Consider the following 22,020-nt stretch of genomic DNA (forward strand, 5'->3'; position numbering starts at 1 on the left):
CCCATCCATGGAGTCCTTATGAGCACCGCAAGCTTGCGGCAGGATGCGCGCGTGATCGGCCTGGTCGGCGTGGCGCACGGCATCTCGCACTTTTACCACCTGATCCTGGCTGCGCTGTTCCCCTGGCTCAAACCCGAATTCAACCTGTCGTACGCCGAGCTGGGCTTGCTGATGACGGTGTTTTTCGTCGTCTCCGGCATCGGCCAGGCCCTGGCCGGCTTCGTGGTCGACCGTTTCGGCGCGCGCGCCGTGCTGTGCTCGGGCATCGCGCTGCTGGGCGTGTCCGCGCTGGCGCTGGCCGCCGCGCCCAACTACACCATGCTGCTGGCCGGCGCCATGCTGGCCGGCGTCGGCAACAGCGTGTTCCACCCGGCCGACTACACGCTGCTGAACCAGCGCGTGTCCAAGGCGCGGCTGGCGCACGGCTTCTCGGTGCACGGCATCAGCGGCAATATCGGCTGGGCGCTGTCGCCCATCTTCATGACCTTCGTCACCGCCATGTCGAGCTGGCGCACCGCGCTGCTGTGCGCCGCCGCGCTGCCCTTCATCGTGCTCGCGCTGCTGTTTCTGAACCGCCACGCGCTGCGGCCCGATCCCATCGTGAAAGCCGCGCCCGGACAGCCGGCGGGCGGCTCGCTGGCCTTCCTGCGCCTGAAATCTGTGTGGATGTGCTTTGCCTTCTTCTTCATTACCGCGCTGGCGCTGGCCGGCATCCAGAGCTTCGCCTCCACCGCGCTGGTGGACCTGTACGGCATGTCGCTGGGCTGGGCCACCTCCGCCTATACGGCCTATATGGCGGCATCGGCGGCGGGCATGGCGCTGGGCGGATTTCTCGGCGCGCGCAGCAGCAACCACGACCGTACCATCACCGTTGCCTTCGGCAGCGCCGCCGCGCTGGCGATCGTGCTGGCGCTGGCGTTGGTTCCCGCCTGGATGGCCGTGGTGCTGATGGGCGCGGTCGGCTTCGCGTCCGGCATTGCCGGCCCGTCGCGCGACCTGCTGATCCGCGCCGCCGCGCCGCCGAATGCCACCGGCCGCGTGTTCGGCGTGGTGTATTCGGGGCTGGACAGCGGCCTGTCGGTCGGCCCGCTGGTGTTCGGCGCGCTGATGGACGCGCATCATCCGTCCTGGGTGTTCGTATTCATCGGCCTGTTCCAGGCGCTGGCGATCGCCACTGCGGTGGGCGTGGGCAGCAACACCCGCGCGGTGCGCCTGCAAAAGGCTTAGAATCACCCATCAATTGCCAACCAGCCGGAGACGCCATGAACTTTGCCACCACCGACCTGTGCGACGACAATGCCGAGCTGCTGGAAGACGGCACGCTGGCCGTGCTGCCGCCCGTGTACCAGCACTACGGCCAGCACAAGAAATTCAGCGGCCGCGCCACCACGCTGAAGGTCTTCGAAGACAATGCGCTGGTGCGCAGCACGCTGGAGACCCAGGGCAACGGCAACGTGCTGGTGGTGGACGGCGGCGGCAGCCTGCGCCGCGCGCTGGTGGGCGGCCAGTTGGGGCTGCTGGCGCAGAACAACGGCTGGTCCGGCATCGTGGTGCACGGCTGCATCCGCGACGTTGACGAAATTAACGCTTGCGCCGTGGGCGTGCGCGCGCTGGGCGCCCATCCGCAAAAAAGCTCCAAGCACGGCGACGGCGCGCGCGACGTGCGCGTCCAGATCAGCGGCGTGGCCGTCAGCCCCGGCGATTGGATCTACGCCGACGCCGACGGCATCCTGGTCTCGCAAAAACAGCTTGCCTGACCCTGCCGCTCCGCGTCCAGCCTGCAGGAGTTGCAAGACTGGCTGGAGAAGCTGTTCGACGGGGCGGCGCCCCGCGAGCTGTTGGGCCAGCCAGAAAAGAAATGGCCGCACGCGTCGAGGCGACGCTGCGGCCGATTCGCGCATGCCGCTTGTCCGGACAAGCGGCGGCACGGGCCTAGCCCCACGCCGTAACAACCGGATACCGCTTTCAGCGTCGACATCATCCGGTTCCACGCGGCGCCAGGCTGCTGTGGTTTTTAAAGTATCTTCAGATTAGCAGACTCTCTCCAATTGTCCCATTGTGTTTTCTTATGATAACTTACATTTCAATTTGGAAAGTTTGAGGCGTAAACGGCATCTTTTCACGCTGCGCAAAAACTGTTTCATCATGTGGAATGGCATGCGGCGGCGCATCAGTGCGGCGCTTTCATGACAAGGAATATCTTTCCGCCACATGAAAAGGCGTAGCTAAGCGACTGATCCCAAAGCATTTTTTCCTGATTATTTGTCTTATAGAAGAGAGATGCTGCATTGAACAATCCATCCTATGATGTAGCGAAAGAATTACATCGATAGGAGAGCATCATGGCAACTCGTGAACAGCAGGCGGCGGCGCTGCAAATGGAATGGAGCAGCAATCCGCGCTGGAAGGGGATCGCCCGCCGCTACACGGCCTGCGACGTGGTCCGCCTGCGCGGTTCGCTGAAAATCGAGCATACCCTGGCCCAGCGCGGCGCTGAAAAACTGTGGGAACTGCTCAACCGTGAACCGTTCGTCAGCGCCCTCGGCGCGCAAACCGGCAGCCAGGCCATGCAGCAGGTTAGGGCTGGACTGAGAGCAATCCACCTGTCCTGCGAAACGCCGCTGGACCAGCCGCCGTATCCGGCCGACCCGGCGCCTGCGGCTGTGCACCGCATCAACAGCACCTTGCAGCAGGCCGACCAGCAGCAGTGGTCCGAAGGCAGCAGCGAGATCGACTTTTTCGTCCCTATCGTCGCCGATGCCGAAGCCGGTTCCGGCGGCGCCCTGAACACCTACCAGCTGACGAAGGCCATGATAGAGGCCGGCGTCGCCGGCGTGCATCTGGGGGACCTGCTGGCTTGCGGCGGCAAGGTCCTGGTGCCGACCCGCGAGGCCGTGGAAAAGCTGGCCGCCGCGCGCCTCGCGGCGGACGTGATGGGCACGCCCACCTTGCTGGTCGCCCGCACCGACGCCGCGGCCGACTTGCTGAGCTCGGACGTGGATGGCAACGACCAGCCGTTCTGCACCGGCGAGCGCACCGTGGAAGGCTTTTACAAGGTGCGTCCCGGCCTTGACCAGGCGGTGGCGCGCGCGCTGGCCTACGCGCCGTACGCCGACCTGGTGTGCTGCGAAACCGGCAAACCGGATCTGGTATTCGCCAAGCGGTTCGCCGATGCCGTGCACGACAAGTTCCCCGGCAAGATGCTGGCCTATAACTGCTCGCCATCGTTCAACTGGAAAAAGCACCTGGACGACGCCACCATCGCCAAATTCCAGAAGGAGCTGGGCGCCATGGGCTACGCCTTCCAGTTCGTCACGCAGGCCGGCTTCCACGCGCTCAACTACGGGATGTTCAATCTCGCGCACGGCTACGCGCGGCGCCAGATGCCGGCCTTCGTGGAACTGCAAGAGGCCGAATTTGCCGCCGCCGCCAAGGGCTTCGCCCCCGGCAGGCACCAGCGCGAAGTGGGCGCCGGATACGTCGACGCGGTGGCCCGGGCCATCCGGCAATGCCGGAATCCGATCGCCGCGCTGCACGGTTCCCATGAAGACGAGCGGTGCTTCGACCCGCCGCAGAAGGTCGCGTAAGCCGGTAACCGGGGACTCCTTAGGTATAATGCACCCTTGCAGCATCATCTTTAAGGAAATCCCCACACCATGTTCAGTTACCGCCACGCCTTCCACGCCGGCAACCACGCCGATGTGCTCAAGCATTTCGTGCTGGTCCAGCTGCTTCAGTATATGAACCAGAAGGACACCGCCTACAGCTACATCGACACCCATGCCGGCGCGGGCGTGTATGCGCTGGACGGCAATTTTGCGTCCAAGAACGCTGAATACGAAACCGGCATCGGCCCGCTGTGGGAACGCACCGACATGCCGGCGGCGCTGGCTGAATACGTGGACCTGATCAAGTCCATGAACCCGAGCGGCAAGATGCGCTACTACCCCGGCTCGCCGTACTGCGCCGACCAGGTGGCGCGCGAGCAGGACCGGCTGCGCCTGTACGAACTGCACCCGGCCGATTCCAAGATCCTGACCGACAACTTCCGCAAGCTCGACGAACACAAGGCCGCGCAGGGCGTGCGTTCCACCGTGCGCGGCAAGCGCGTGCTGGTCACGCGCGGCGACGGCTTCCAGGAACTGAAAGGCCTGCTGCCGCCGCCGTCGCGCCGCGCCGTCGTGCTGTGCGACCCGCCGTACGAGGACAAGCAGGACTACCGCAAAGTGGTGGACATGCTGAACGACGCCACCAGGCGCTTCCCGGCCGGGACTTACGCCATCTGGTACCCCATCCTGCAGCGTATCGAGGCGCGCAATTTCGCCGAGCGCATGAAGCACATCAAGGGCACCGAATGGCTGAATGTCACGCTGACCATCCGCACGCCGGGCCCGGACGGCTTCGGCGGCCTGCACAGCAGCGGCATGTTCATCGTCAACCCGCCTTTCATCTTGGAAGCCACGTTGAAGGAAGTGATGCCCTACCTGGTGGAAGTGCTGGGCGAAGATGCCGGCGCCAGCTTCGTGCTGGAGTCGGGCAACGCCGCCACCGCGCCGCGCGCGGCGTCGCTGCAGCAAGCGGAGAACAATCCGCGCGGCGGCCTGCGCGCGCCGATCTCGCCGCGCGCCATCGGCCCGGGCGGCAGCCTGCGCGGCAACAACGCCCCGACCGCGCCGCGCGGCAGCCTGCGCACGTCGTCACGTCCCGGCACGCCAGGCACAGGCACCGGCCGTCCCGGCTCGCCCGGCGCCAGCTACAGCCGTCCGGCCGGCGCCAAGCCGGCAGCCAAGCTGGGCACCGATGGTCCACGCACGAGCACGCCGCGCAACACCAAACCGCGCCGCCCGTAATTCGCGACAATAAATGTTGGCAAGACTGTATCGATAGGTATAGTCTTACCATACCGCCGCAGATTGGGGTAGCCCATGACCATCGCTTCGCCGCTACAGATCGCGCCTGCGCTCGCCAACCATTTCTACCTGGCGCGCCAGCCCATCCTCAACCGCAGCCAGCGCCTGGTCGCATACGAGCTGCTGTTCCGTAACGCCGACACCGACAAGGCGGACGTCACCGATGACGCCGCCGCCACCGCCACCGTGATCGCCCACGCCTCCGAACTGGGCATGGGGCAGGTGGTGGGCGACCAGATGGCCTTCGTCAATGTCGACAAGGTGGGCCTGATGAGCGACTTCATCCGCTTCCTGCCGAACGACAAAGTCATCCTCGAAATCCTGGAAACCGTACAGGCCACGCCGGACGTGCTGGAACGCGTGCGCGAGCTGAAGGAAGCCGGCTTCCGCTTCGCGCTGGACGACGTGGTGTCGGAATCCGAGGATGTGAGCAAGCTGCAGCCGATGATGGACGTGATCAAGGTCGACATCCACCACATGCAGCCCGCGCGCCTGTCCGCGCTGGCCGGTTCCATGCGCAACTCGCACCAGAAACTGCTGGCCGAAAAGGTCGAGACGGTGGAGGAGTTCCAGCAATGCATGGACCTGGGCTTCGAGTACTTCCAGGGTTATTATTTCGCGCGCCCCGTGATCCTGAGCGGGAAGAAAATCACGCCGTCGCAGCTGTCCATCCTCAATCTGCTGAACCTGCTCGGTTCGGACGCCGACCAGCGCGAGCTCGAACGCAGCGTCAAGCACGATCCGCTGATCACCCTGAACCTGCTGCGGCTGGTGAACACGCCGGCGGTGGGCGCGCGCTTCCGCATCAACTCGGTCGGCCACGCGCTCATCGTGCTGGGACGGCGCCAGCTGCAGCGCTGGCTGCAAATCCTGCTGTACGTGCGCACCGGCCAGAAGCCGGAATTCGATTCGCCGCTGCTGCAGATGGCCACCACCCGCGGCAAGACGCTCGAACTGATCGTCGAGCGCTTGCGGCCCGGCCAGCGCACCAGCGCCGATATCGGCTTCACGGTGGGCGTGATGTCGCTGATGGACACCTTGTTTTCGGTGAAGATGGACGAGATCCTGGACAGCGTCAACGTGCTGGACGAAGTGCGCGGCGCCTTGCTGGCGCGTGACGGAGACTATGGCCGCATGCTGACGCTGATTGAACACATCGAGCGGCTGGAGGAGGCCGGCGAGCCGGCCATGCTGGGCCGCATGCTGCAGGACATGAACCTGTCGCCGGCCGAACTGTACGCCATCCAGGTGGCCGCCTTCGACTGGGTGAACGACTACACCAGCGGCGTGCACTGACGCTGCGGCGCCGCCATGTCTTCGCCACGCCGCCAGCCCACGCGCCGCACTGCCGCTAGCCGATTGCCAGCTTCGGTGCGCATGGCCGTCTGCGCACTGCTTTGCATGATGCTGGCCCCCGCCGCCTTGGCCCAGGTCAAGGACGGCCCGGCCTGCCCGCCGCGCCCCATCGTGTTCGGCCTGTATGAATTCGGCGGCTTCTACCGTGCCGGCGCCGGGCTGGACAAGGACGTGGCGGAATTGCTGTCGGCGCGCAGCGGCTGCCGCTTTGAATACAAGGTGATGATGCGCGGCCGCATCTGGCAGGAGATGCAGGCCGGCAGGGTGGATATGACCTTGTCCGCCATTGCCACCGCCGAGCGCAAGGTGTTCGCGCATGCGGTTCCCTATCTCTGGATGAAAAACATGATCATCCTGAGCAAGGACGTGAGCCCCGCCATCCGCTCGCCGGCCGACTTCATCGCCAGCCCCAACCTGCGCCTCGGCGTGGCGCGCGGCCACTTTCCGGGCAAGCCGTTTGACGGCTTCGTGGCGCAGTTGCGCAATATCGCGCGCATCGATGAAATCGACAGCACCGAGCAGTTGTACGCCATGTTCAAGGCGGGACGCTTCCAGGCGGTGCTGGGCACGCAGCTGGTGTACTCGCACTACCTGCGCGCGGACAAGGTGAGGATAGAGGACTGGGCGCCTGCGCTGTCGCGCGAAGCGGCCAATCTGCTGATCAGCAAAAAGCACTTCAGCGCCGAAGACGCCAGGCGCTGGGGCTTGCTGATCAAGGAAATGCAGGCTGACGGCAGCGTGCAGCGCATGGTGCAGCGCTACGTGCCGCCGGAGGACGCCGCCCGCATGCTGATGCCTTAGTTGCCCGGCTGGTTCGCGAACGCCTTGGCGTCGCCCTTGAACCACTGCGCCAGGCTGCCCACGAAGTCCTTCGCATGGGACTTCCCGTTCGCTTGCAGGCCGTGGTTCGCATCCTTGTATTCGATGAATTGGAACTTCTTCTGCGGGCGCTGTGCAAAGTAATTCTTCAGCAGGCGGCCCGCTTCGACCGGCTCGCTGTCATCCTTCTCGCCCATGGCCACCACGATGGGGATGTCGAGCTGCGCATACACCGGCAGGGGGTCATGGAACAGGTGCGAGCTCCAGTATGCGTAGGGGTGGCCGAAGAATTCCTTGTCCAGTGCGTCCGGTTCCTTGGCGATGGCTGCAAATTCGGCCTCCAGCCGTGGCCTGGAAAATTCGGCATACGGCGCGACGCCACGGTCGGCGAACAGCAGGAAGCCTGCGCCTTGGCGCATGCCGCCGGCGCCCGCCACCGCCAGCCAGCCCACTTTCTTGCTGCGCGATGCCACGATGGGCGCGACCTGGCCGCCTTCGGAAAATCCCAGCAAGGCCAGCGAGCCCGGCGGCCGGTTTCTCAGGTGTTCGTGCGTGTCGATGAATTCCAGCGTGTCGGCTACGCGCCGGTCCAGGTTGTCGGCGCGCTTGTAGGCGTCGGAACAGGTGCCGGGCTCGCCGCTGGCGCCCTTGTCGATGTGCGGCTTTTCGAGGAAATACAGGTCCAGCGACTTCGGGTAGGACTCGAAGTATTTGCTGAAGCGCGCGCCGAAATCGTTGCAGCCGGAACCGCTGACCAGCACGATCAGCGGCCCCTCCGGCGGCGCCTCGGTATCATGCAAGCGGTAGTAGCGCCGGGTCTCATTCCTGATTTGTATGGTGGCTTCGTCGAGCAGGCGTTCCGCGCGGGCCGGCGCGGCGACGGCGAAGGCGGCGGTGGCTGCAAGCAGGGCCGATAGTGCGTGTCGTGTCATGGTTCAGTTGTGCGGGTTGGTGGACAGCCATTCCATCTTCTGCACGGTGATGTCCGGGTAGCTCGCGAGCGGCTCCCATGCAGGCAGGAAGGCAAAGCCCAGCTTGCGGTAGAAGGCGGCGGCGCGTTGGTTGCCGGGTGAAACGTCGAGCACGACGCGCGTGTGCCCCTGCGCCACGGCGCGTTCCAGCAGTGTCCGCACCAGCGCGGCGGCTACCGGCGTGCCCCGGTACGGCGGCCGCACCCACATGCCGATCAGGTTGCATTCCTGCTTGGCGCTGACGGCGCGGGCGGCCATGCCGGTGGCGGCATCGCCGTCGAACGCCAGCAGGAATTCGGTGCCGTTGCGGCCCGAGGCGCGTTCCCGCCACTGCGCGTCGGTGTAGGCGGCGGCGCTGGCGTGCGTCACGCCAAAGGCAGTTGGCGCGTCCAGCAGCGCCGCCAGGCGGATGGCTTTCAGGGTTTCCCAGTCTGATTCGGTGGTCGGTCGGATGATCATGAAGCTCCAGTATTGAGTAAGGCAGCTGCGTCTGCCAGGATGTGCGCAGCGATCACCGGAACCAGGCGGCCGGTGCGGAACAAGTACATGCCGGGGGCGGCGCCGAACATACCACGTTCAAGGTGCCGTGTGGCCCCTGGTAAGTGTGCGTAAGAAGCCGCACCAGCAGCGATATGGCGATGGCGTTGGAGGCGCCGAAGCGGCGCAGCCCGTTGCCCAGAAAGCCCCGCAGGAAGACTTCCTCGCCACCGCCCGGCCGCCGGCCGGCGCGATGCCCGCCAGCGCGGCGCCGGCGATGTCGAACACTTGCAGGAGCAGCCAGAAGCGGCTGTCGGCGCAGTAGCTGGGCGCGGCGCCGCCAAGGGGATGCGCAGCGCGTGCGTGATGCCGGTGGCCAGCAGGCCCGGCAGGAAACTCTGGCGTTTTGAGTGGCTGTTATCCATATCGATCGCGGATGGACTAATTCCTTGTGGCAAGTTAGCGGGCAGCATAGCAGCCCGGGACGGCGGAATAGTCACACTTTGTCACTTGCTCAGCGGCGGGACGGCGGCCAGCGTGGCCGCGCGCAGCAGCCATTCGCCGGGGCCATAGCGGTAACGCGCCAGCCACCAGCGGCTGAGCAGCATCTGCAGCGCGTATAGCGGCGGCACGCAGGCCAGCACAGCCAGCGGCGGCAGGCGGTCGATCAGGCGCAGGCCGTAGCCGGTGAACAGCAGGCCGAGCAGCAGCGATTGCAGCAGGTAGTTGCTCAGCGCCATTTTGCCGAGCGCCGCCAGCGCGGCTTCGATGCGCTGTCCCGCAGGCCGTTCAAACAGCAGTAGCGCGGCGGCGACGTAGGAGAAACACAGCAGCGGCGCGCTCAGTTGGCCGAAGCCGAAGGCCACGACCTCCAGCCAGCCGCCGGGCCCGTAGGTCGACGCGGCGGCGTAGCAGAGCGCACCGGCCAGGCCCAGCGGCAGGCCAAGGCGCAGCATCCGGTGCGCGGCTTCGCGGCAGAGCTCTGGCTGCTCGAACAGGCGCAGGCGGCCGGCGGCAAAGCCGAGGAAGAACAGCGCCATGGCGCTGGGCGCTTGCAGCAGCAGGATAATGCCCAGCATTTCCGGCAGATGGCCGAGGTGGTAGGCCTGTGTGGCGGCGGCGCTGCCGCGGAACGCCTGCAGCTTGAGCACGGCGCTGGTGTCGGGCGGTGCTGCCTCGGTGACGCCGGCCAGCAGCAGCCCGAACAGCATCCATCCCAGGCCCATCACGCTGAGCAGCCAGATTGTCGCCTTGGCCGCGCGCTCCGGCGGCCAGTGGCGGCAGGCCAGCAGGATCAGCCCGAGCGCACCGTACAGCGACATGATGTCGCCGTAGAACAGCAGGGCGCCGTGCAGCAGGCCGAGCACGATCAGGCCCGCCTGGCGGCGCAGCATGCGTGGCAGGAAGGCGGCCTGGGCGCGCGCGGCGGCGTCCATCTGCAGTGTCACGCTGTAGCCGAACAGGAAGGAGAACAGCAGGTAGAACTTGGTCTCGAACAGCAGTGCGGCCAGGAAGCGCACGGCCTTGTCCAGCGCGGACACGTAAGCTGGATTGGCGGCGGGCGAGGCGAAGTGCGAGTCGGCGAAGGCCCAGATGTTGACGCTGAGGATGCCCAGCAGGGCGAAGCCGCGCAGGGCGTCGACGATTTGCAGTCGATGAGGCAGCCGGTGCGTTTCGGCCATGCGGTGTCCTTGGGAAATCAATAAGCTTGGCGAATATATCATGTCTTTCTGTGGGCGGAGGTGCAGCTGAGGACGCTGGCGCAGAGCAGGGCGACGGCGGCGCATTCCATGCCTGTGGGCCAGCGCGCTTCCCACAGGAAGCTGTAGAGCAAGGCGAACAGGGTTTCGAACAGGATGAGCTGGCCGCTCATGGTGAGCGGCAGTATGCGGCTGGCGCGGTTCCACAGGGCGTTGCCGACGATGGAGCAGAGCAGGCCGACCGCCGTGACGATGGCGATGAAGCGCAGCCAGCCGGCGGCGCCCATGCCTGTAGCGGCGCCAGCGGCGCCGTGGTGCGGCAGCAGGAAGGCGGGCACGGCCAGCAGCAGGGCCAGCGCGCCGGTGGCCACGCCGGTCAGCAAACTCCAGTCGTGCGAGCTGATGTGGCCCAACGCTGCCAGCGTGCGCTTGTTGGCGACGGCGTAGGCGGTCCAGGAGAGCAGGGCGCCGAACGCGCACAGCAAGCCGATTGCCGCCTCGCCGCCGGCGGCCGGGGCGGCGGCGGCAGCAGCGGCACTTGCCGTGGTGCGGGCGGCCAGGTGGGGCGCGGCAAGCGCTTGCCAGGCGATGCAGGCCGTGCCCGCCGCGCTGAGCAGCAGGGACGGCGCCAGGCGCGCGAGCGGAACGGCGCCCTGTTCGCGGCTGCCGATCACGGTGACGGCCACCGGCAGCAGGCCGATCACCAGCGACGTCGTCACCACGCCGCCCAGCTGGACGGCGCTGGCCAGCAGCAGATAGTAGAGGATGTTGCCCAGCATGCTGAGCCAGACCAGCGCGCGCCAGTCGCGCCAGCCCAGTGCGGCGCGCAGGCGGCGCCACGAGGGCGCAATCAGCGCGCAGGCGGCAATGCCATAGGCCAGGTAGCGCCCGGCGGACAGTTGCAGCGGGGTGTGGCCGCGTGCCAGCTCGGGCGCCAGGAACACCAGCCCCCACAGCGCGCCGGCCGCCACGCCGCAGGCTATGCCCAGGCCCATCGTTTTGATTCCAGTTTGATTCGAGTCCATTCGAGTTCCTTTGCAGTTGGGGCGATCTTGCCCCGCGTGCGCGGAAATCTCTTGTCGCCGGCTCTCAGCTTTTAGGCAAATTCTCCTGCGCCTGCCTGCGGTACGCGGCCGGCGTCTGGCCCAGGCTGTTGCGCATGGCGCGGGTAAGAGCGCTCTGGTCGGCGAAGCCGGCGCGGCAGGCGATGTCGGCGATGGGCAGGCTGCCGCGCGCCAGCAGCGTGCACGCGTACTGCATGCGCGTGGCCTGCAGCCAGCCGTGCGGCGTGGCGTGGTGTTCCTCGCGGAACAGCGCGTGCAAGCGGCTCACGCTGAGGCCGGCTTGTCCCGCCATGCGTTCAGTGCTCCACGGCAGGCCCGGATCGGCGCTGATGGCGGCCATCAGCACGGCCAGGCGGGTGCGTGGCTGGGGCGATTCGAGCGTGAGCGAGTCCATCAGCAGTCCAAGCCAAGCCTGCACGGCGGCGGGCGGGGCGGCTTGCTGGTCCAGCATCAGGCCCATGAATTCGACCAGTTTGCCGGAGGCGGCGTTCAGCGCGTGGAAGGGGCGCTCGCCGAGCTGGTCGCGCAGCGGGGCCGGCAATGCGGGTGCGGCGATGTCCAGGATCAGCGAGCGGTTGTGCGAGGTGCCCAGCTGCGAATGCCACGCCCCCGGCGCGACGAACGCTGCGCGCAGCGGATCGAGCCGGGCCTGCCTGCCCTCGATGTCCAGCATGACCGCCCCTTGCAGCGGCAGCACCAGCTGCGCGTAGTCATGCTTGTCCGTCGAGCGGACGTCGCCATAGCTGCGGATCGAGATGGCGAGGTCGGCGGGCTGCATCGGGCGGCCTTACTGGCCCAGGATGAGGAACACGGTGGGCTTCTTGTGGAAGTCCGGCGCCTTGCCCGCCGTGAGCAGGCTCTTCCATTGCGCGCCCGTCATGGTGCGGATGGTTTCGGACGGCAGGCTGATGTCGGTGGCCACGCAAATCAAGGTGCCGCCGGCGCAGCTGGCCACCAGCGCTTCCAGCATGGCCGCGTTGCGGTAGGGCGTTTCGATGAACAGCTGCGTCTGCTTTTCGTTGCGCGAACGGCTTTCCAGCTCCTTGATGCGCTTGGCGCGCAGCGCCGCGTCGGTGGGCAGGTAGCCGTTGAAGGCGAAGCTCTGGCCGTTCAGGCCGCTTGCCATGACCGACAGCAGGATGGAGGACGGCCCCACCAGCGGGCGTACCGGAATGCCGTGCTGGTGCGCCAGGCGCACCAGGTCGGCGCCCGGGTCGGCCACGGCCGGCACGCCCGCCTCGGACACCAGGCCCGCGTCCTGGCCGGCCAGCAGCGGTTCCAGCAGTCCCAGCAGCGCCTGCTGCGGCGTGTTCACGTTCAGTTCGCTGATCTTGATTTCCTGCAGCGGACGGGACAGCCGATGCTGCGCATCCACCAGTTTCAAAAAGGCGCGCGCGGTCTTGGCGTTTTCCGCCACGAAGTAGCCGAGGGCGGCGGTGGTAGCCTGCACATGCTCGGGAATGACATGGGACAGCGCCTCGGTCTCGCCGAGGGTGTTGGGAATGAGGAAGAGGGTGCCTGGCATAGGAATTATTTGGTGTTGAAAAAGGCGACGCCCGCCTGGCGCAGCATGCCGGTCAGGGCAATCAGCGGCAGGCCGGTCAGCGCGGTCGGGTCGCTGCTGTCGATGCGTTCCAGGATGGCGATGCCCAGCGCTTCATTCTTGGCGCTGCCGGCGCAGTCGTACGGCTGCTCGATGCGCAAATAGGCGTCCAGCTCGCGGTCCGGCAAATCGCGGAACTTCACCACGGTCTGGATGTCTTCTATATAAGCATGGCCGATGCGGCCGTCCCACAGGCACAGCGCGGTGTGGAAGACGACTTCGCGGCCGCGCATTTTCTGCAGCTGGGCCAGCGCGGCGGCGTGGTTGCCGGGCTTGCCGATCTGCTCGCCGTCCAGCGTGGCGACCTGGTCGGAGCCGATCACCAGGCAGCCGGGATGGGTGGCGGCCACGGCGGCGGCTTTTTCGCGCGCCAGGCGCAGCGCGGTGGCGCTCGGCGTCTCGCCGGGCCGGGGACTTTCGTCGATGGCCGGCACCGCCACGTCGAACGGCAGTTGCAGGCGGGACAACAGTTCCTTGCGGTAGGCGGAGCTGGAAGCGAGGATGAGGCGGGGCTGGGAAGAATTCTGTTCGGTAAGCATCTAGTTTACTGGCTCTGCCTGGGAAATTGTTATATGCTCTGTGCGCCGTGTATTTAGGGCAAAGCCTGCACAAAAATGTGCGCGGGCTTTGACGTGCGGGCGAAAACCCTGCTATTATCGCAGGTTTTCCGGGGAATGCAGGCTATGAGTGCTTTTGTGATCGACGCGTTTGATTTTAGTCGGACTAAGGCAAACCGCGACGGCGTGACGCCGGTCGCAGAGATGACCCGCTTGGCCAAGGAATGCGCGGATGCGTCCGGCGCCATCACCTGGACGGTGGCGGGCGGCGTCAGCAAGCATGGCTTTCCACAGATGCGCTTGACCGTGGACGGCACCGTGCAGCTGGTTTGCCAGCGCTGCATGCAGCCTTACGCCCACCACCTGGCGTCCTCGACGCTGCTGATGCTGGGCAAGGACGACGAGCAGGCTGATGAAATCGAAGAGATGATCGACGATGAAACGGTGGACGTGATCGTGGGCACCCGCGACATGGACCTGATGTACCTGGTGGAAGATGAGGCGCTGCTGGCCCTGCCGCACACGCCGAAACACGATGTATGTCCGAGTACGGCGCTGCTCGACTCTCTGCAGTCCGAGAAGAAGTCGCCCTTTGAAGGTCTGAAAGACCTCAAAAAATAAGTACAGAACAAGTTGTTGTAAAGAACGTGTCAAAGCGCGTGCAGGCAGTCGAGTGTTGCGAGTATTGGCATTGTTGTAGTAAGTGGCATCAGAACGTCGATCACTAGATCGATGGCGGCAGATTTTGCCGCTGGGATACTCGATTCGCATGTATTTGCCGGTCGAATGTGTTAGAATTTTAGAACTTATGTATTAGGAGTCATCATGGCAGTTCAGCAGAATAAGAAGTCCCCATCCAAGCGCGGTATGCACCGTTCGCACGATTTCCTGGTTGCTCCACAACTGGGTATCGAGCCAACCACCGGTGAAACGCACCTGCGTCACCACATCAGCCCTAACGGTTTCTACCGTGGCCGTAAAGTGCTGAAGACCAAAAACGACGAGTAATCGACGTTTTTACCAAGAATAAGAGCGGTGCGACGTGGTTTTTACTGACGTGGCGCCGCTTTTTTCTTTTCCTTGGCGGCTAAGCAGCCTGCCTGTCAAACCCGCATCTCTGCAGCCCTGAATCCGTTTCAGGCGCGCATTTGTCCCACAATGACAATCAAAATTTCTATCGACTGCATGGGCGGAGATCACGGCCTGTCTGTCACCATTCCTGCCGCCATTTCCTTTTTGAAGCGTGAGGCGGAAGCCGAGCTGATCCTGGTCGGCCTGGAAGACGCCATCCGCGCCGAGCTCAAGAAGCACCACGCCGAGGCGCATCCGCGCATCTCCCTCCAGCACGCCTCCGAGCAGGTGCTGATGGACGATCCGCTCGAGGTCGCCCTGCGCCGCAAGAAGGATTCGTCGATGCGCGTGGCGGTCGAGCAAGTCAAGGACGGCAAGGCCCAGGCCGCCGTCTCGGCCGGCAACACCGGCGCCCTGATGGCCGTCTCGCGCTATGTGCTGAAGACCATGGCCGGGGTCGACCGTCCCGCCATCTGCTCCATCATGCCCAACCAGAAGGGCGGCCCGACCTATATGCTGGATTTGGGCGCCAATGTCGACTGCGAACCGCACCATTTGCACCAGTTCGCCATCATGGGCTCGGTGCTGGTCAATGCCATGGAAGGCATTGCCCGGCCCACCATCGGCCTGCTCAACGTGGGCACCGAGGACATCAAGGGCAATGAAGTGGTCAAGCTGACCAGCAAGCTGCTGCAGGCCGACCACGAGCGCGGCGCGCTCAACTTCTACGGCAACGTGGAAGGCAACGACATTTTCAAAGGCACCACCGACCTGGTGGTGTGCGACGGCTTTGTCGGCAATGTCACCTTGAAATCGGTGGAAGGCGTGGCGCGCTTCTTCAAGGACGTGCTGACCTCCGAATTCAAGCGCAACATCTTCACCATGCTGGGCGCGCTGATCGCCAGCAGTGCTCTGAAGGCCATCAAGAGCCGCCTCAATCCATCCCGCTACAATGGCGCCAGCTTGCTGGGCTTGCGCGGCCTGGTGTTCAAGAGTCACGGCGGAGCCGACGCATATTCATTTGAATGGGCGATCCGTCGAGCGTATGATGCTGCAAAAAATGACGTGCAGGCACATTTGTCGACCATGATTGCCGAACTGATGCCGCGAAGCACGGAGACTACACAGGAGCCCAGCTCCGTCACCTGAAAGTGGATGGAAACGCATGACTTTGTATAGCAAAATTATTGGCACCGGCAGCTACCTGCCTGAAAAACGCGTGACCAACCAGGACTTGACCGCCCAGCTGGCGGCCAAGGGGATAGAGACGTCCGACGAATGGATTTCCAGCCGCAGCGGCATTTCCGCGCGCCACTACGCCGAGCCTGAGCAAGCCTCGTCCGACCTGGCCGTGCATGCGGCCCGCAACGCGCTCGAGATGGCCGGCATGAAGATCGACGACATCGACCTGATCATCGTCGCCAGCTCCACCCCGGATTTCTTCGGCAGCTTCCCCAGCACCGCCTGCATCGTGCAGCGCAAGCTGGGCCAGACCAACAACGGCGCCGCCGTGGACGTGCAAGCCGTGTGCAGCGGCTTCGTCTACGCCGTCTCCACCGCCGACGCCTTCATCAAGGCCGGCGTGCACAAGAACGTGCTGGTGATCGGCGCCGAAGTATTCTCGCGCATCCTCAATTTCGAAGACCGCACCACCTGCGTGCTGTTCGGCGACGGCGCCGGCGCCATTGTCATGACCGGCTCGGACCAGCCCGGCATCCTGGCGACCAAGCTGCACGCGGACGGCCGCTATTCGGACATCCTGAGCGTGCCGGGCAGCCTGGCCGGCGGCGCGGTGGCGGGCAGCTCCTACCTGTACATGGACGGCCCGGCGGTATTCAAGCTGGCGGTCAGCGTGCTGGAGAAGGTGGCCCACGAGGCGCTGGAACACGCCGGCATGACGCCCGGCCAGATCGACTGGCTGGTGCCGCACCAGGCCAACATCCGCATCATGAACGGCACCGCCAAGAAACTGGGCCTGCCGCTGGAGAAGATGATCGTCACGGTGGACCAGCACGGCAACACTTCGGCAGCCTCGATTCCGCTGGCGCTGGACCAGGCCGTGCGCGATGGCCGCATCAAGAAGGGCGACAACGTCATGATGGAAGGCGTCGGCGGGGGCTTCACTTGGGGCGCGGTTCTTGCCCGAATGTAATGTAGAATAGTGCCCGTTTTAGAATTAGAACTCTAAACGGCAGGGCTAACGATTAAGATACTGGCAAGATTGCCCGTCGCCCTTATAGATTCAACAAGAAGAGACAAATATGAGCAAATTTGCATTCGTATTCCCGGGCCAGGGCTCGCAAGCCGTTGCCATGATGGACGGCTTCGCCGGCAATCCGGTCGTGGCGCAAACCATCGCCGAAGCCTCGGACGCGCTGCAGTTCGACCTGGGCAAGCTGATGGCCGAAGGCCCGAAGGAAGAGCTGGACCTGACCACCAACACGCAGCCGGTCATGCTGACCGCCGCCGTGGCCGTGTACCGCGCCTGGATCGCTGCCGGCGGCCCGCTGCCGTCGGTCGTGGCCGGCCACAGCCTGGGTGAATATTCCGCGCTGGTGGCTGCCGGCGTGATCTCCTTCAAGGATGCCGTGCCGCTGGTGCGCTTCCGCGCGCAAGCCATGCAGGAAGCCGTGCCGGTCGGGCAGGGCACCATGGCCGTGGTGCTCGGCCTGTCGGACGACGACGTGCGCGCCGCCTGTGCCGAGGCCGCCGCTGAAGGTACTGAAGTGGTCGAGCCGGTCAACTTCAACGCCCCTGCGCAAGTGGTTATCGCCGGCCACACCGCCGCGGTCGAGCGCGCCTGCGACATCGCCAAGGCCAAGGGCGCCAAGCGCGCCATGAAGCTGCCGGTGTCCGCGCCGTTCCACTCCTCGCTGCTCAAGCCGGCCTCGGACCGCCTGCGCGAGTACATGGCCGGCCTGACCTTCTCGGCGCCGCAGATCGCCCTGATCAACAACGTCGACGTGGCCGTGCTGAACGACCCGGCCAGCATCAAGGATGCGCTGGTGCGCCAGGCCGCGAGCCCGGTGCGCTGGGTCGAAACCATGCAGAAAGTGGCTGCCGACGGCATCACGCAAGTGGTCGAGTGCGGCCCCGGCAAGGTGCTGATGGGCCTGGCCAAGCGCATCGATCCGGTACTGGTGGGCGACGCCATCACCGACCAGGCGTCGCTGGAACGCATCCTGGCTACCTTCAAATAACAAGGAAACACATGAATCTGGCAAATCAAGTTGCGCTGGTGACCGGCGCCTCGCGCGGCATCGGCAAGGCCATCGCCACCGAGCTGGCCAAGCAGGGCGCCCGCGTGATCGGCACCGCCACCACCGAAGCCGGCGCCGAAGCCATTTCCGCCTACCTGGCCGAGATCGGTCCGGAGGCCGGCAAGGGGCTGGTGCTGAACGTGACCGACGCCGCCCGCTGCGCCGAAGTGATCGACGAAATCGCCAAGACCTGGGGCGCGGTCGCCATCCTGGTCAACAATGCCGGCATCACCCAGGACAACCTGGCCATGCGCATGAAGGACGAGGAATGGGACAGCGTCATCGCCACCAACCTCAGTTCCGTGGGCCGTTTGTCGCGCGCCGTGCTGCGGGGGATGATGAAAGCGAAAAGTGGGCGTATTATTAACATCACCTCGGTAGTGGCGTCGTCCGGCAACCCGGGTCAAATGAACTATGCGGCGGCCAAGGCCGGCGTGGAAGGCATGAGCCGCGCCCTGGCGCGCGAGATCGGCAGCCGCAACATCACCGTCAACTGCATCGCCCCCGGTTTCATCGACACCGATATGACCAAGGCGCTGGGCGATGAGCAGCACGCCGCACTGCTGACGCAGATCCCGCTGGCCCGCCTGGGCAAGCCGGAAGACATCGCTGCGGCAACCGCTTTCCTTGCCTCGCCACAGGCCGCCTACATCACCGGCACCACCCTGCATGTAAACGGCGGGATGTACATGAATTGATGGCGAAAATGCGGTATTTTGACCGCGTTTTCACTGTCTTTTAGCAGTGATTTCGGCACAGATAGCAGCACGTGCCGAAATTAGTTTTTCAGCGCGCAAACCTGATAAAATGCGCGCTTTCCGTAACAAACACATTGGAGCCATAACATGTCGGATATCGAACAACGCGTTAAGAAAATCGTCGCTGAGCAACTGGGCGTCGCAGAAGCAGACATCAAAACCGAATCGTCCTTCGTGGACGACCTGGGTGCTGACTCCCTGGACACCGTTGAACTGGTGATGGCTCTGGAAGACGAGTTCGAAATGGAAATCCCTGACGAACAAGCTGAAAAGATCACCACCGTGCAGCAAGCGATCGACTACGCTACTGCGCACGTCAAGGCCTAAGCCTGCCCCGATCGACTCCAGGAGAATCGCTTGAGTTCTAAAAACCGTCGTGTAGTGGTCACCGGCCTCGGCTGCGTGTCCCCCGTCGGCAATAGTATTGCCGAAGCGTGGAGCGCTGTCACTGAAGGCAAGTCCGGGATTGCCAACATCACCAAGTTTGATGCGCAGCCATTTACTACCCACTTCGCCGGTGAGGTAAAGGGCTTCAATATCGAGGATTACATCCCCGGTAAGGAAGCGCGCCACATGGATACCTTTATCCACTTTGGCATGGCGGCCGGCATTCAGGCGGTGCAGGATTCCGGCATCGTCGTCACCGAGGAAAACGCCGACCGTATCGGCGTGATCATCGGTTCCGGCATCGGCGGCTTGCCGATGATTGAAGAGCAGAAGGAGGACTACGACAAGCGCGGCCCGCGCCGCATTTCGCCCTTCTTCGTGCCTGCTTCCATCATAAACATGATCTCGGGCAACCTGTCGATCAAGTACGGCATGCGCGGTCCCAACCTGGCGATCGTCACGGCCTGCACCACCGGCCTGCACAGCATCGGCGCCGCCGGTCGTCTGATCGAGTACGGCGATGCGGATGTGATGGTGGCGGGTGGCGCGGAATCGACCGTGTCGCCGCTGGGCATGGGCGGCTTCGCCTCGGCCCGCGCGCTGTCCACCCGCAATGACGACCCTGCGACCGCTTCGCGGCCGTGGGACCGCGACCGCGACGGCTTCGTGCTGGGCGAGGGCGCCGGCGTCATGGTGCTGGAAGAGTATGAACATGCGAAAGCGCGCGGCGCCAAGATCTATGCAGAAGTGCATGGCTTCGGCATGACCGCCGATGCGTACCACATGACGTCGCCGCTGGAAGATGGCAGCGGCGGCAGCAAGGCAGTGATTGCGGCCCTGAAGAATTCCGGCATCAACCCGGATCAGGTGCAGTACGTCAATGCCCACGGCACGTCGACCCCGCAGGGCGACATAGCCGAAGTGGTCGGCATCAAGCGCACCTTCGGCGATCACGCCAAGCAGGTAGTGGTGTCGTCGACCAAGTCGATGACCGGCCACCTGCTGGGCGGCGCCGGCGGCCTGGAAGCGGTGTTTACGGTACTGGCCATCCACCACCAGGTGGTGCCGCCTACCATCAACCTGTTCAACCAGGACCCTGCGTGCGACCTGGACTTCTGCGCCAACGTGGCGCGCGACATGAAGATCCAGTACGCGGTGAAGAACTCGTTCGGATTCGGCGGCACCAACGGTAGCCTCGTGTTCGGAAAAGTTTGAACTTTTTAGCCTTACTCCGGTCGAACCGGAGTGAGCGCTGAGTCGGTGCCGGCGCCCGCCGGCACCTGTCGCCCGGCCCTCGCGGCCGATATGGCGCATCTGCAGTTTCTCCCCCTTGCCAGCACCCCGGATTTAACGCGTCATGTCGATTGCGGTCACTGTGGTCGTGCGTCCGTCCGTTCGCCTGCGCCTGCTGCAGGCCGGCTTCGCCGCGTGCGCGCTGGCCGTGGCGGTGCTGCTGCCTGCTCCCTTCCTGTCTATTTCTTGTGGCCTGGCAAGTCTGGCAGCCCTGTGCTGCGCGCTGCGCAGCGCCAAAACGCATCGGCTTGATATTTCCGGTGTTGGACAAATCCGGCTGGCGGTATACCTGCTGTCAGCGGATAGCACAACGCCAGCGAAGGTGGAAATGCAGCCCGGTTCGACCTGCTGGCCCTGGCTGCTGTTGCTGCGCCTGCGCCATGGGGACGGCGCGGTGACGCTGCTGGTGGTGCTGCCCGACAGCGTGGCGCCAGGCCAGTTCAGGCCGCTGGCGCTGGCGTGCCGGGCTTGCGCGGCAAAAAAACTTTGAACTTATTGCGGCGTGCTTGCTCCAAAGCAGTATGGATGCGCGCCGCAGAACACCGGGGAACAGGTGCAATGACAGAGCGCGAGTGCGATCAGTTGCTGGTCGAGCGAGTCCAGGCGGGAGAGCGGCAGGCGTTTGACTTGCTGGTGGCCAAGTATCAGCGTAGGCTGATGAGGCTGGTATCGCGCATTGTGCACGACCCGGCGGAGGCGGAAGATGTGGTTCAGGAAACGTTTATCAAGGCATACCGCGCCATCCGGCATTTCCGGGGCGACTCGGCCTTTTACACCTGGCTGTACCGCATCGGCATCAACACCGCCAAGAATTTCCTGGCCAGCCAGAGCCGCCGCACGCCGACCTCCACCGAGAACGACGCCGAACAGGCCGAGTCGTTCGACAGCGGAGAGCAACTGCGCGACATCAACACGCCCGAGTCGGTGCTGGCCAGCCAGCAGATTGCGCGCACGGTGAACGCCGCCATGGACGCGCTGCCGCTGGACTTGCGCACCGCCATCGTGCTGCGCGAAATCGAGGGGCTGAGCTATGAGGAGATCGCCGACATCATGGCGTGTCCGATCGGCACCGTGCGCAGCCGCATTTTCCGGGCGCGCGACGTGATAGCCGAGAAACTCAGGCCGCTGCTGGACATGCCGCTGGATAAACGCTGGTGATACGCTGCTAGAAACGGGAACGCCGATGGATACGCTGAAACGACTGCACGAACACATTTCCGCCCTGGCGGACGGCGAACTGACCGGCCAGGAGGCGCAGCAAGCCGTGGCCGCGCTGGCCGGCCCGGAGGCCGGCGCGGCATGGCGCGCCTACCACCTGATCGGCGACGTGCTGCGCAGCGACGCCAGCGGCGCTGAACTAGGGGAGGGGTTCAATGCGCGCCTGGCGGCAAGGCTGGACGTGGAAGTGCCGCCATCGCCGGGCCGCGTCACCCCGGCCTCAGGCGCGGCACCAGCCGCGGCACCGGCGGCGGGCCAGCCTGCGCGGCCGGCCGCCGGCGCAACGGCCGGCCAGCCCGGCGCCGCCGCGCCGGCCGCCGCGCCTGTTGCAGGCACTACCGCCGTCGCTTCGCCCGGCGCGGCCGTGGGCGCCCCTGCCGCGCCGGACCTGGCAGCCCCCGTGCCCGACACCGCGATATAAACCGGCCGCCAAGCCCGCCCCTAAGTCCGCCCCTGAGGCCGCCACTAAGTTCGCCTTGCCTCTTGAAAAACCTTGCCACCCGCAATATCTTGTGCGAGCGGCAAGGGCCGTTTTCGCTTATATTTGTCGAACTTCACAGAACATTCGCTGAACCC

At 64.9% G+C, this 22,020-nt stretch carries 25 protein-coding genes; 18 read left to right on the plus strand and 7 right to left on the minus strand.

The window, feature by feature from the left end; genetic code table 11:
- Positions 1–18: 18 nt before the first annotated feature.
- The 6 genes from ASD15_RS26485 to ASD15_RS26510 all read left to right on the plus strand — a co-directional run bounded on the left by ASD15_RS26485 (position 19) and on the right by ASD15_RS26510 (position 7,067).
- Positions 19–1,227 (plus strand): MFS transporter, encoded by a 1,209-nt coding sequence (locus tag ASD15_RS26485; RefSeq protein WP_057158009.1) that lies wholly within the window; start codon positions 19–21, stop codon positions 1,225–1,227.
- Between the two features lie 35 nt (positions 1,228–1,262).
- Complete coding sequence (rraA, locus tag ASD15_RS26490; RefSeq protein WP_057158010.1) at positions 1,263–1,757, plus strand: ribonuclease E activity regulator RraA; 495 nt, start codon at positions 1,263–1,265, stop codon at positions 1,755–1,757.
- A 585-nt stretch (positions 1,758–2,342) separates the two neighbouring features.
- A complete protein-coding gene (gene aceA, locus ASD15_RS26495; protein WP_057158011.1) occupies positions 2,343–3,587 on the plus strand; it encodes an isocitrate lyase in 1,245 nt (414 codons plus the stop codon).
- A 69-nt stretch (positions 3,588–3,656) separates the two neighbouring features.
- Entirely contained in the window at positions 3,657–4,850 is a 1,194-nt protein-coding gene (gene rlmJ / locus ASD15_RS26500; RefSeq protein ID WP_057158012.1) for a 23S rRNA (adenine(2030)-N(6))-methyltransferase RlmJ, read from the plus strand.
- Positions 4,851–4,925: 75 nt separating this feature from the next.
- Positions 4,926–6,206 carry an EAL and HDOD domain-containing protein gene (locus ASD15_RS26505; protein ID WP_057158013.1) on the plus strand — a complete coding sequence of 427 codons (1,281 nt, stop codon included), beginning with the start codon at positions 4,926–4,928 and terminating at the stop codon, positions 6,204–6,206.
- Positions 6,207–6,221: 15 nt separating this feature from the next.
- Complete coding sequence (locus ASD15_RS26510; protein ID WP_082552162.1) at positions 6,222–7,067, plus strand: ABC transporter substrate-binding protein; 846 nt, start codon at positions 6,222–6,224, stop codon at positions 7,065–7,067.
- Here ASD15_RS26510 and ASD15_RS26515 read toward each other — a convergent pair.
- Both ASD15_RS26515 and ASD15_RS26520 read right to left on the minus strand, forming a co-directional pair.
- Positions 7,064–8,017, minus strand: coding sequence for a S9 family peptidase (locus tag ASD15_RS26515; protein ID WP_057158015.1), 954 nt, complete (start codon positions 8,015–8,017; stop codon positions 7,064–7,066). The genes ASD15_RS26510 and ASD15_RS26515 overlap by 4 nt on opposite strands.
- Before the next feature lie 3 nt (positions 8,018–8,020).
- Positions 8,021–8,515: a GNAT family N-acetyltransferase gene (locus tag ASD15_RS26520; RefSeq protein WP_082552163.1), complete on the minus strand. Its 495-nt coding sequence runs from the start codon at positions 8,513–8,515 to the stop codon at positions 8,021–8,023.
- Positions 8,516–8,660: 145 nt separating this feature from the next.
- On the opposite strand from ASD15_RS26520, the gene ASD15_RS26525 reads away from it, so the two are divergent.
- Entirely contained in the window at positions 8,661–8,858 is a 198-nt protein-coding gene (locus ASD15_RS26525) for a hypothetical protein (RefSeq protein WP_157201159.1), read from the plus strand.
- Between the two features lie 181 nt (positions 8,859–9,039).
- Here the strand turns inward: ASD15_RS26525 and ASD15_RS26530 are convergent, their stop codons facing one another.
- The 5 genes from ASD15_RS26530 to ASD15_RS26550 all read right to left on the minus strand — a co-directional run bounded on the left by ASD15_RS26530 (position 9,040) and on the right by ASD15_RS26550 (position 13,439).
- Positions 9,040–10,215, minus strand: coding sequence for a DUF418 domain-containing protein (locus tag ASD15_RS26530; RefSeq protein ID WP_057158017.1), 1,176 nt, complete (start codon positions 10,213–10,215; stop codon positions 9,040–9,042).
- A gap of 38 nt (positions 10,216–10,253) precedes the next feature.
- A complete protein-coding gene (locus tag ASD15_RS26535; RefSeq protein WP_057158018.1) occupies positions 10,254–11,258 on the minus strand; it encodes a DMT family transporter in 1,005 nt (334 codons plus the stop codon).
- A 64-nt stretch (positions 11,259–11,322) separates the two neighbouring features.
- On the minus strand, positions 11,323–12,075 hold the full coding sequence (locus tag ASD15_RS26540) for an AraC family transcriptional regulator (protein WP_057158019.1): 753 nt from the start codon (positions 12,073–12,075) through the stop codon (positions 11,323–11,325).
- Between the two features lie 9 nt (positions 12,076–12,084).
- The gene (locus ASD15_RS26545; RefSeq protein WP_057158020.1) at positions 12,085–12,822 is read right to left on the minus strand and encodes an SAM-dependent methyltransferase; all 738 of its coding nucleotides are present in this window, start codon (positions 12,820–12,822) and stop codon (positions 12,085–12,087) included.
- Positions 12,823–12,827: 5 nt separating this feature from the next.
- Positions 12,828–13,439: a Maf-like protein gene (locus tag ASD15_RS26550; RefSeq protein ID WP_057158021.1), complete on the minus strand. Its 612-nt coding sequence runs from the start codon at positions 13,437–13,439 to the stop codon at positions 12,828–12,830.
- Between the two features lie 144 nt (positions 13,440–13,583).
- Between ASD15_RS26550 and ASD15_RS26555 the strand changes: the two genes are divergently transcribed.
- The 11 genes from ASD15_RS26555 to ASD15_RS32980 all read left to right on the plus strand — a co-directional run bounded on the left by ASD15_RS26555 (position 13,584) and on the right by ASD15_RS32980 (position 21,865).
- Positions 13,584–14,078, plus strand: a complete 495-nt coding sequence (locus ASD15_RS26555) for a DUF177 domain-containing protein (protein WP_057158022.1) — start codon at positions 13,584–13,586, stop codon at positions 14,076–14,078.
- A 204-nt stretch (positions 14,079–14,282) separates the two neighbouring features.
- Positions 14,283–14,465 carry a 50S ribosomal protein L32 gene (rpmF, locus tag ASD15_RS32015; RefSeq protein WP_008449924.1) on the plus strand — a complete coding sequence of 61 codons (183 nt, stop codon included), beginning with the start codon at positions 14,283–14,285 and terminating at the stop codon, positions 14,463–14,465.
- A gap of 150 nt (positions 14,466–14,615) precedes the next feature.
- Positions 14,616–15,677 (plus strand): phosphate acyltransferase PlsX, encoded by a 1,062-nt coding sequence (gene plsX, locus ASD15_RS26560; RefSeq protein ID WP_057158023.1) that lies wholly within the window; start codon positions 14,616–14,618, stop codon positions 15,675–15,677.
- Between the two features lie 16 nt (positions 15,678–15,693).
- Positions 15,694–16,680, plus strand: coding sequence for a beta-ketoacyl-ACP synthase III (locus ASD15_RS26565; RefSeq protein WP_057158024.1), 987 nt, complete (start codon positions 15,694–15,696; stop codon positions 16,678–16,680).
- A gap of 109 nt (positions 16,681–16,789) precedes the next feature.
- Positions 16,790–17,728 (plus strand): ACP S-malonyltransferase, encoded by a 939-nt coding sequence (gene fabD / locus ASD15_RS26570; RefSeq protein ID WP_057158025.1) that lies wholly within the window; start codon positions 16,790–16,792, stop codon positions 17,726–17,728.
- Between the two features lie 11 nt (positions 17,729–17,739).
- Complete coding sequence (gene fabG, locus ASD15_RS26575; protein ID WP_057158026.1) at positions 17,740–18,486, plus strand: 3-oxoacyl-ACP reductase FabG; 747 nt, start codon at positions 17,740–17,742, stop codon at positions 18,484–18,486.
- A gap of 147 nt (positions 18,487–18,633) precedes the next feature.
- Complete coding sequence (gene acpP / locus ASD15_RS26580) at positions 18,634–18,873, plus strand: acyl carrier protein (RefSeq protein ID WP_055936274.1); 240 nt, start codon at positions 18,634–18,636, stop codon at positions 18,871–18,873.
- 30 nt (positions 18,874–18,903) lie between these two features.
- Positions 18,904–20,148 (plus strand): beta-ketoacyl-ACP synthase II, encoded by a 1,245-nt coding sequence (fabF, locus tag ASD15_RS26585; protein ID WP_057158027.1) that lies wholly within the window; start codon positions 18,904–18,906, stop codon positions 20,146–20,148.
- A 142-nt stretch (positions 20,149–20,290) separates the two neighbouring features.
- Positions 20,291–20,716, plus strand: coding sequence for a protein YgfX (locus tag ASD15_RS26590; protein ID WP_057158028.1), 426 nt, complete (start codon positions 20,291–20,293; stop codon positions 20,714–20,716).
- Positions 20,717–20,784: 68 nt separating this feature from the next.
- Positions 20,785–21,384 (plus strand): RNA polymerase sigma factor RpoE, encoded by a 600-nt coding sequence (gene rpoE / locus ASD15_RS26595; protein ID WP_057158029.1) that lies wholly within the window; start codon positions 20,785–20,787, stop codon positions 21,382–21,384.
- Positions 21,385–21,409: 25 nt separating this feature from the next.
- On the plus strand, positions 21,410–21,865 hold the full coding sequence (locus ASD15_RS32980) for a sigma-E factor negative regulatory protein (RefSeq protein WP_082552165.1): 456 nt from the start codon (positions 21,410–21,412) through the stop codon (positions 21,863–21,865).
- Positions 21,866–22,020: the final 155 nt, after the last annotated feature.

The organism is Massilia sp. Root351, from assembly GCF_001425045.1.
GTDB lineage: Bacteria > Pseudomonadota > Gammaproteobacteria > Burkholderiales > Burkholderiaceae_D > Rugamonas.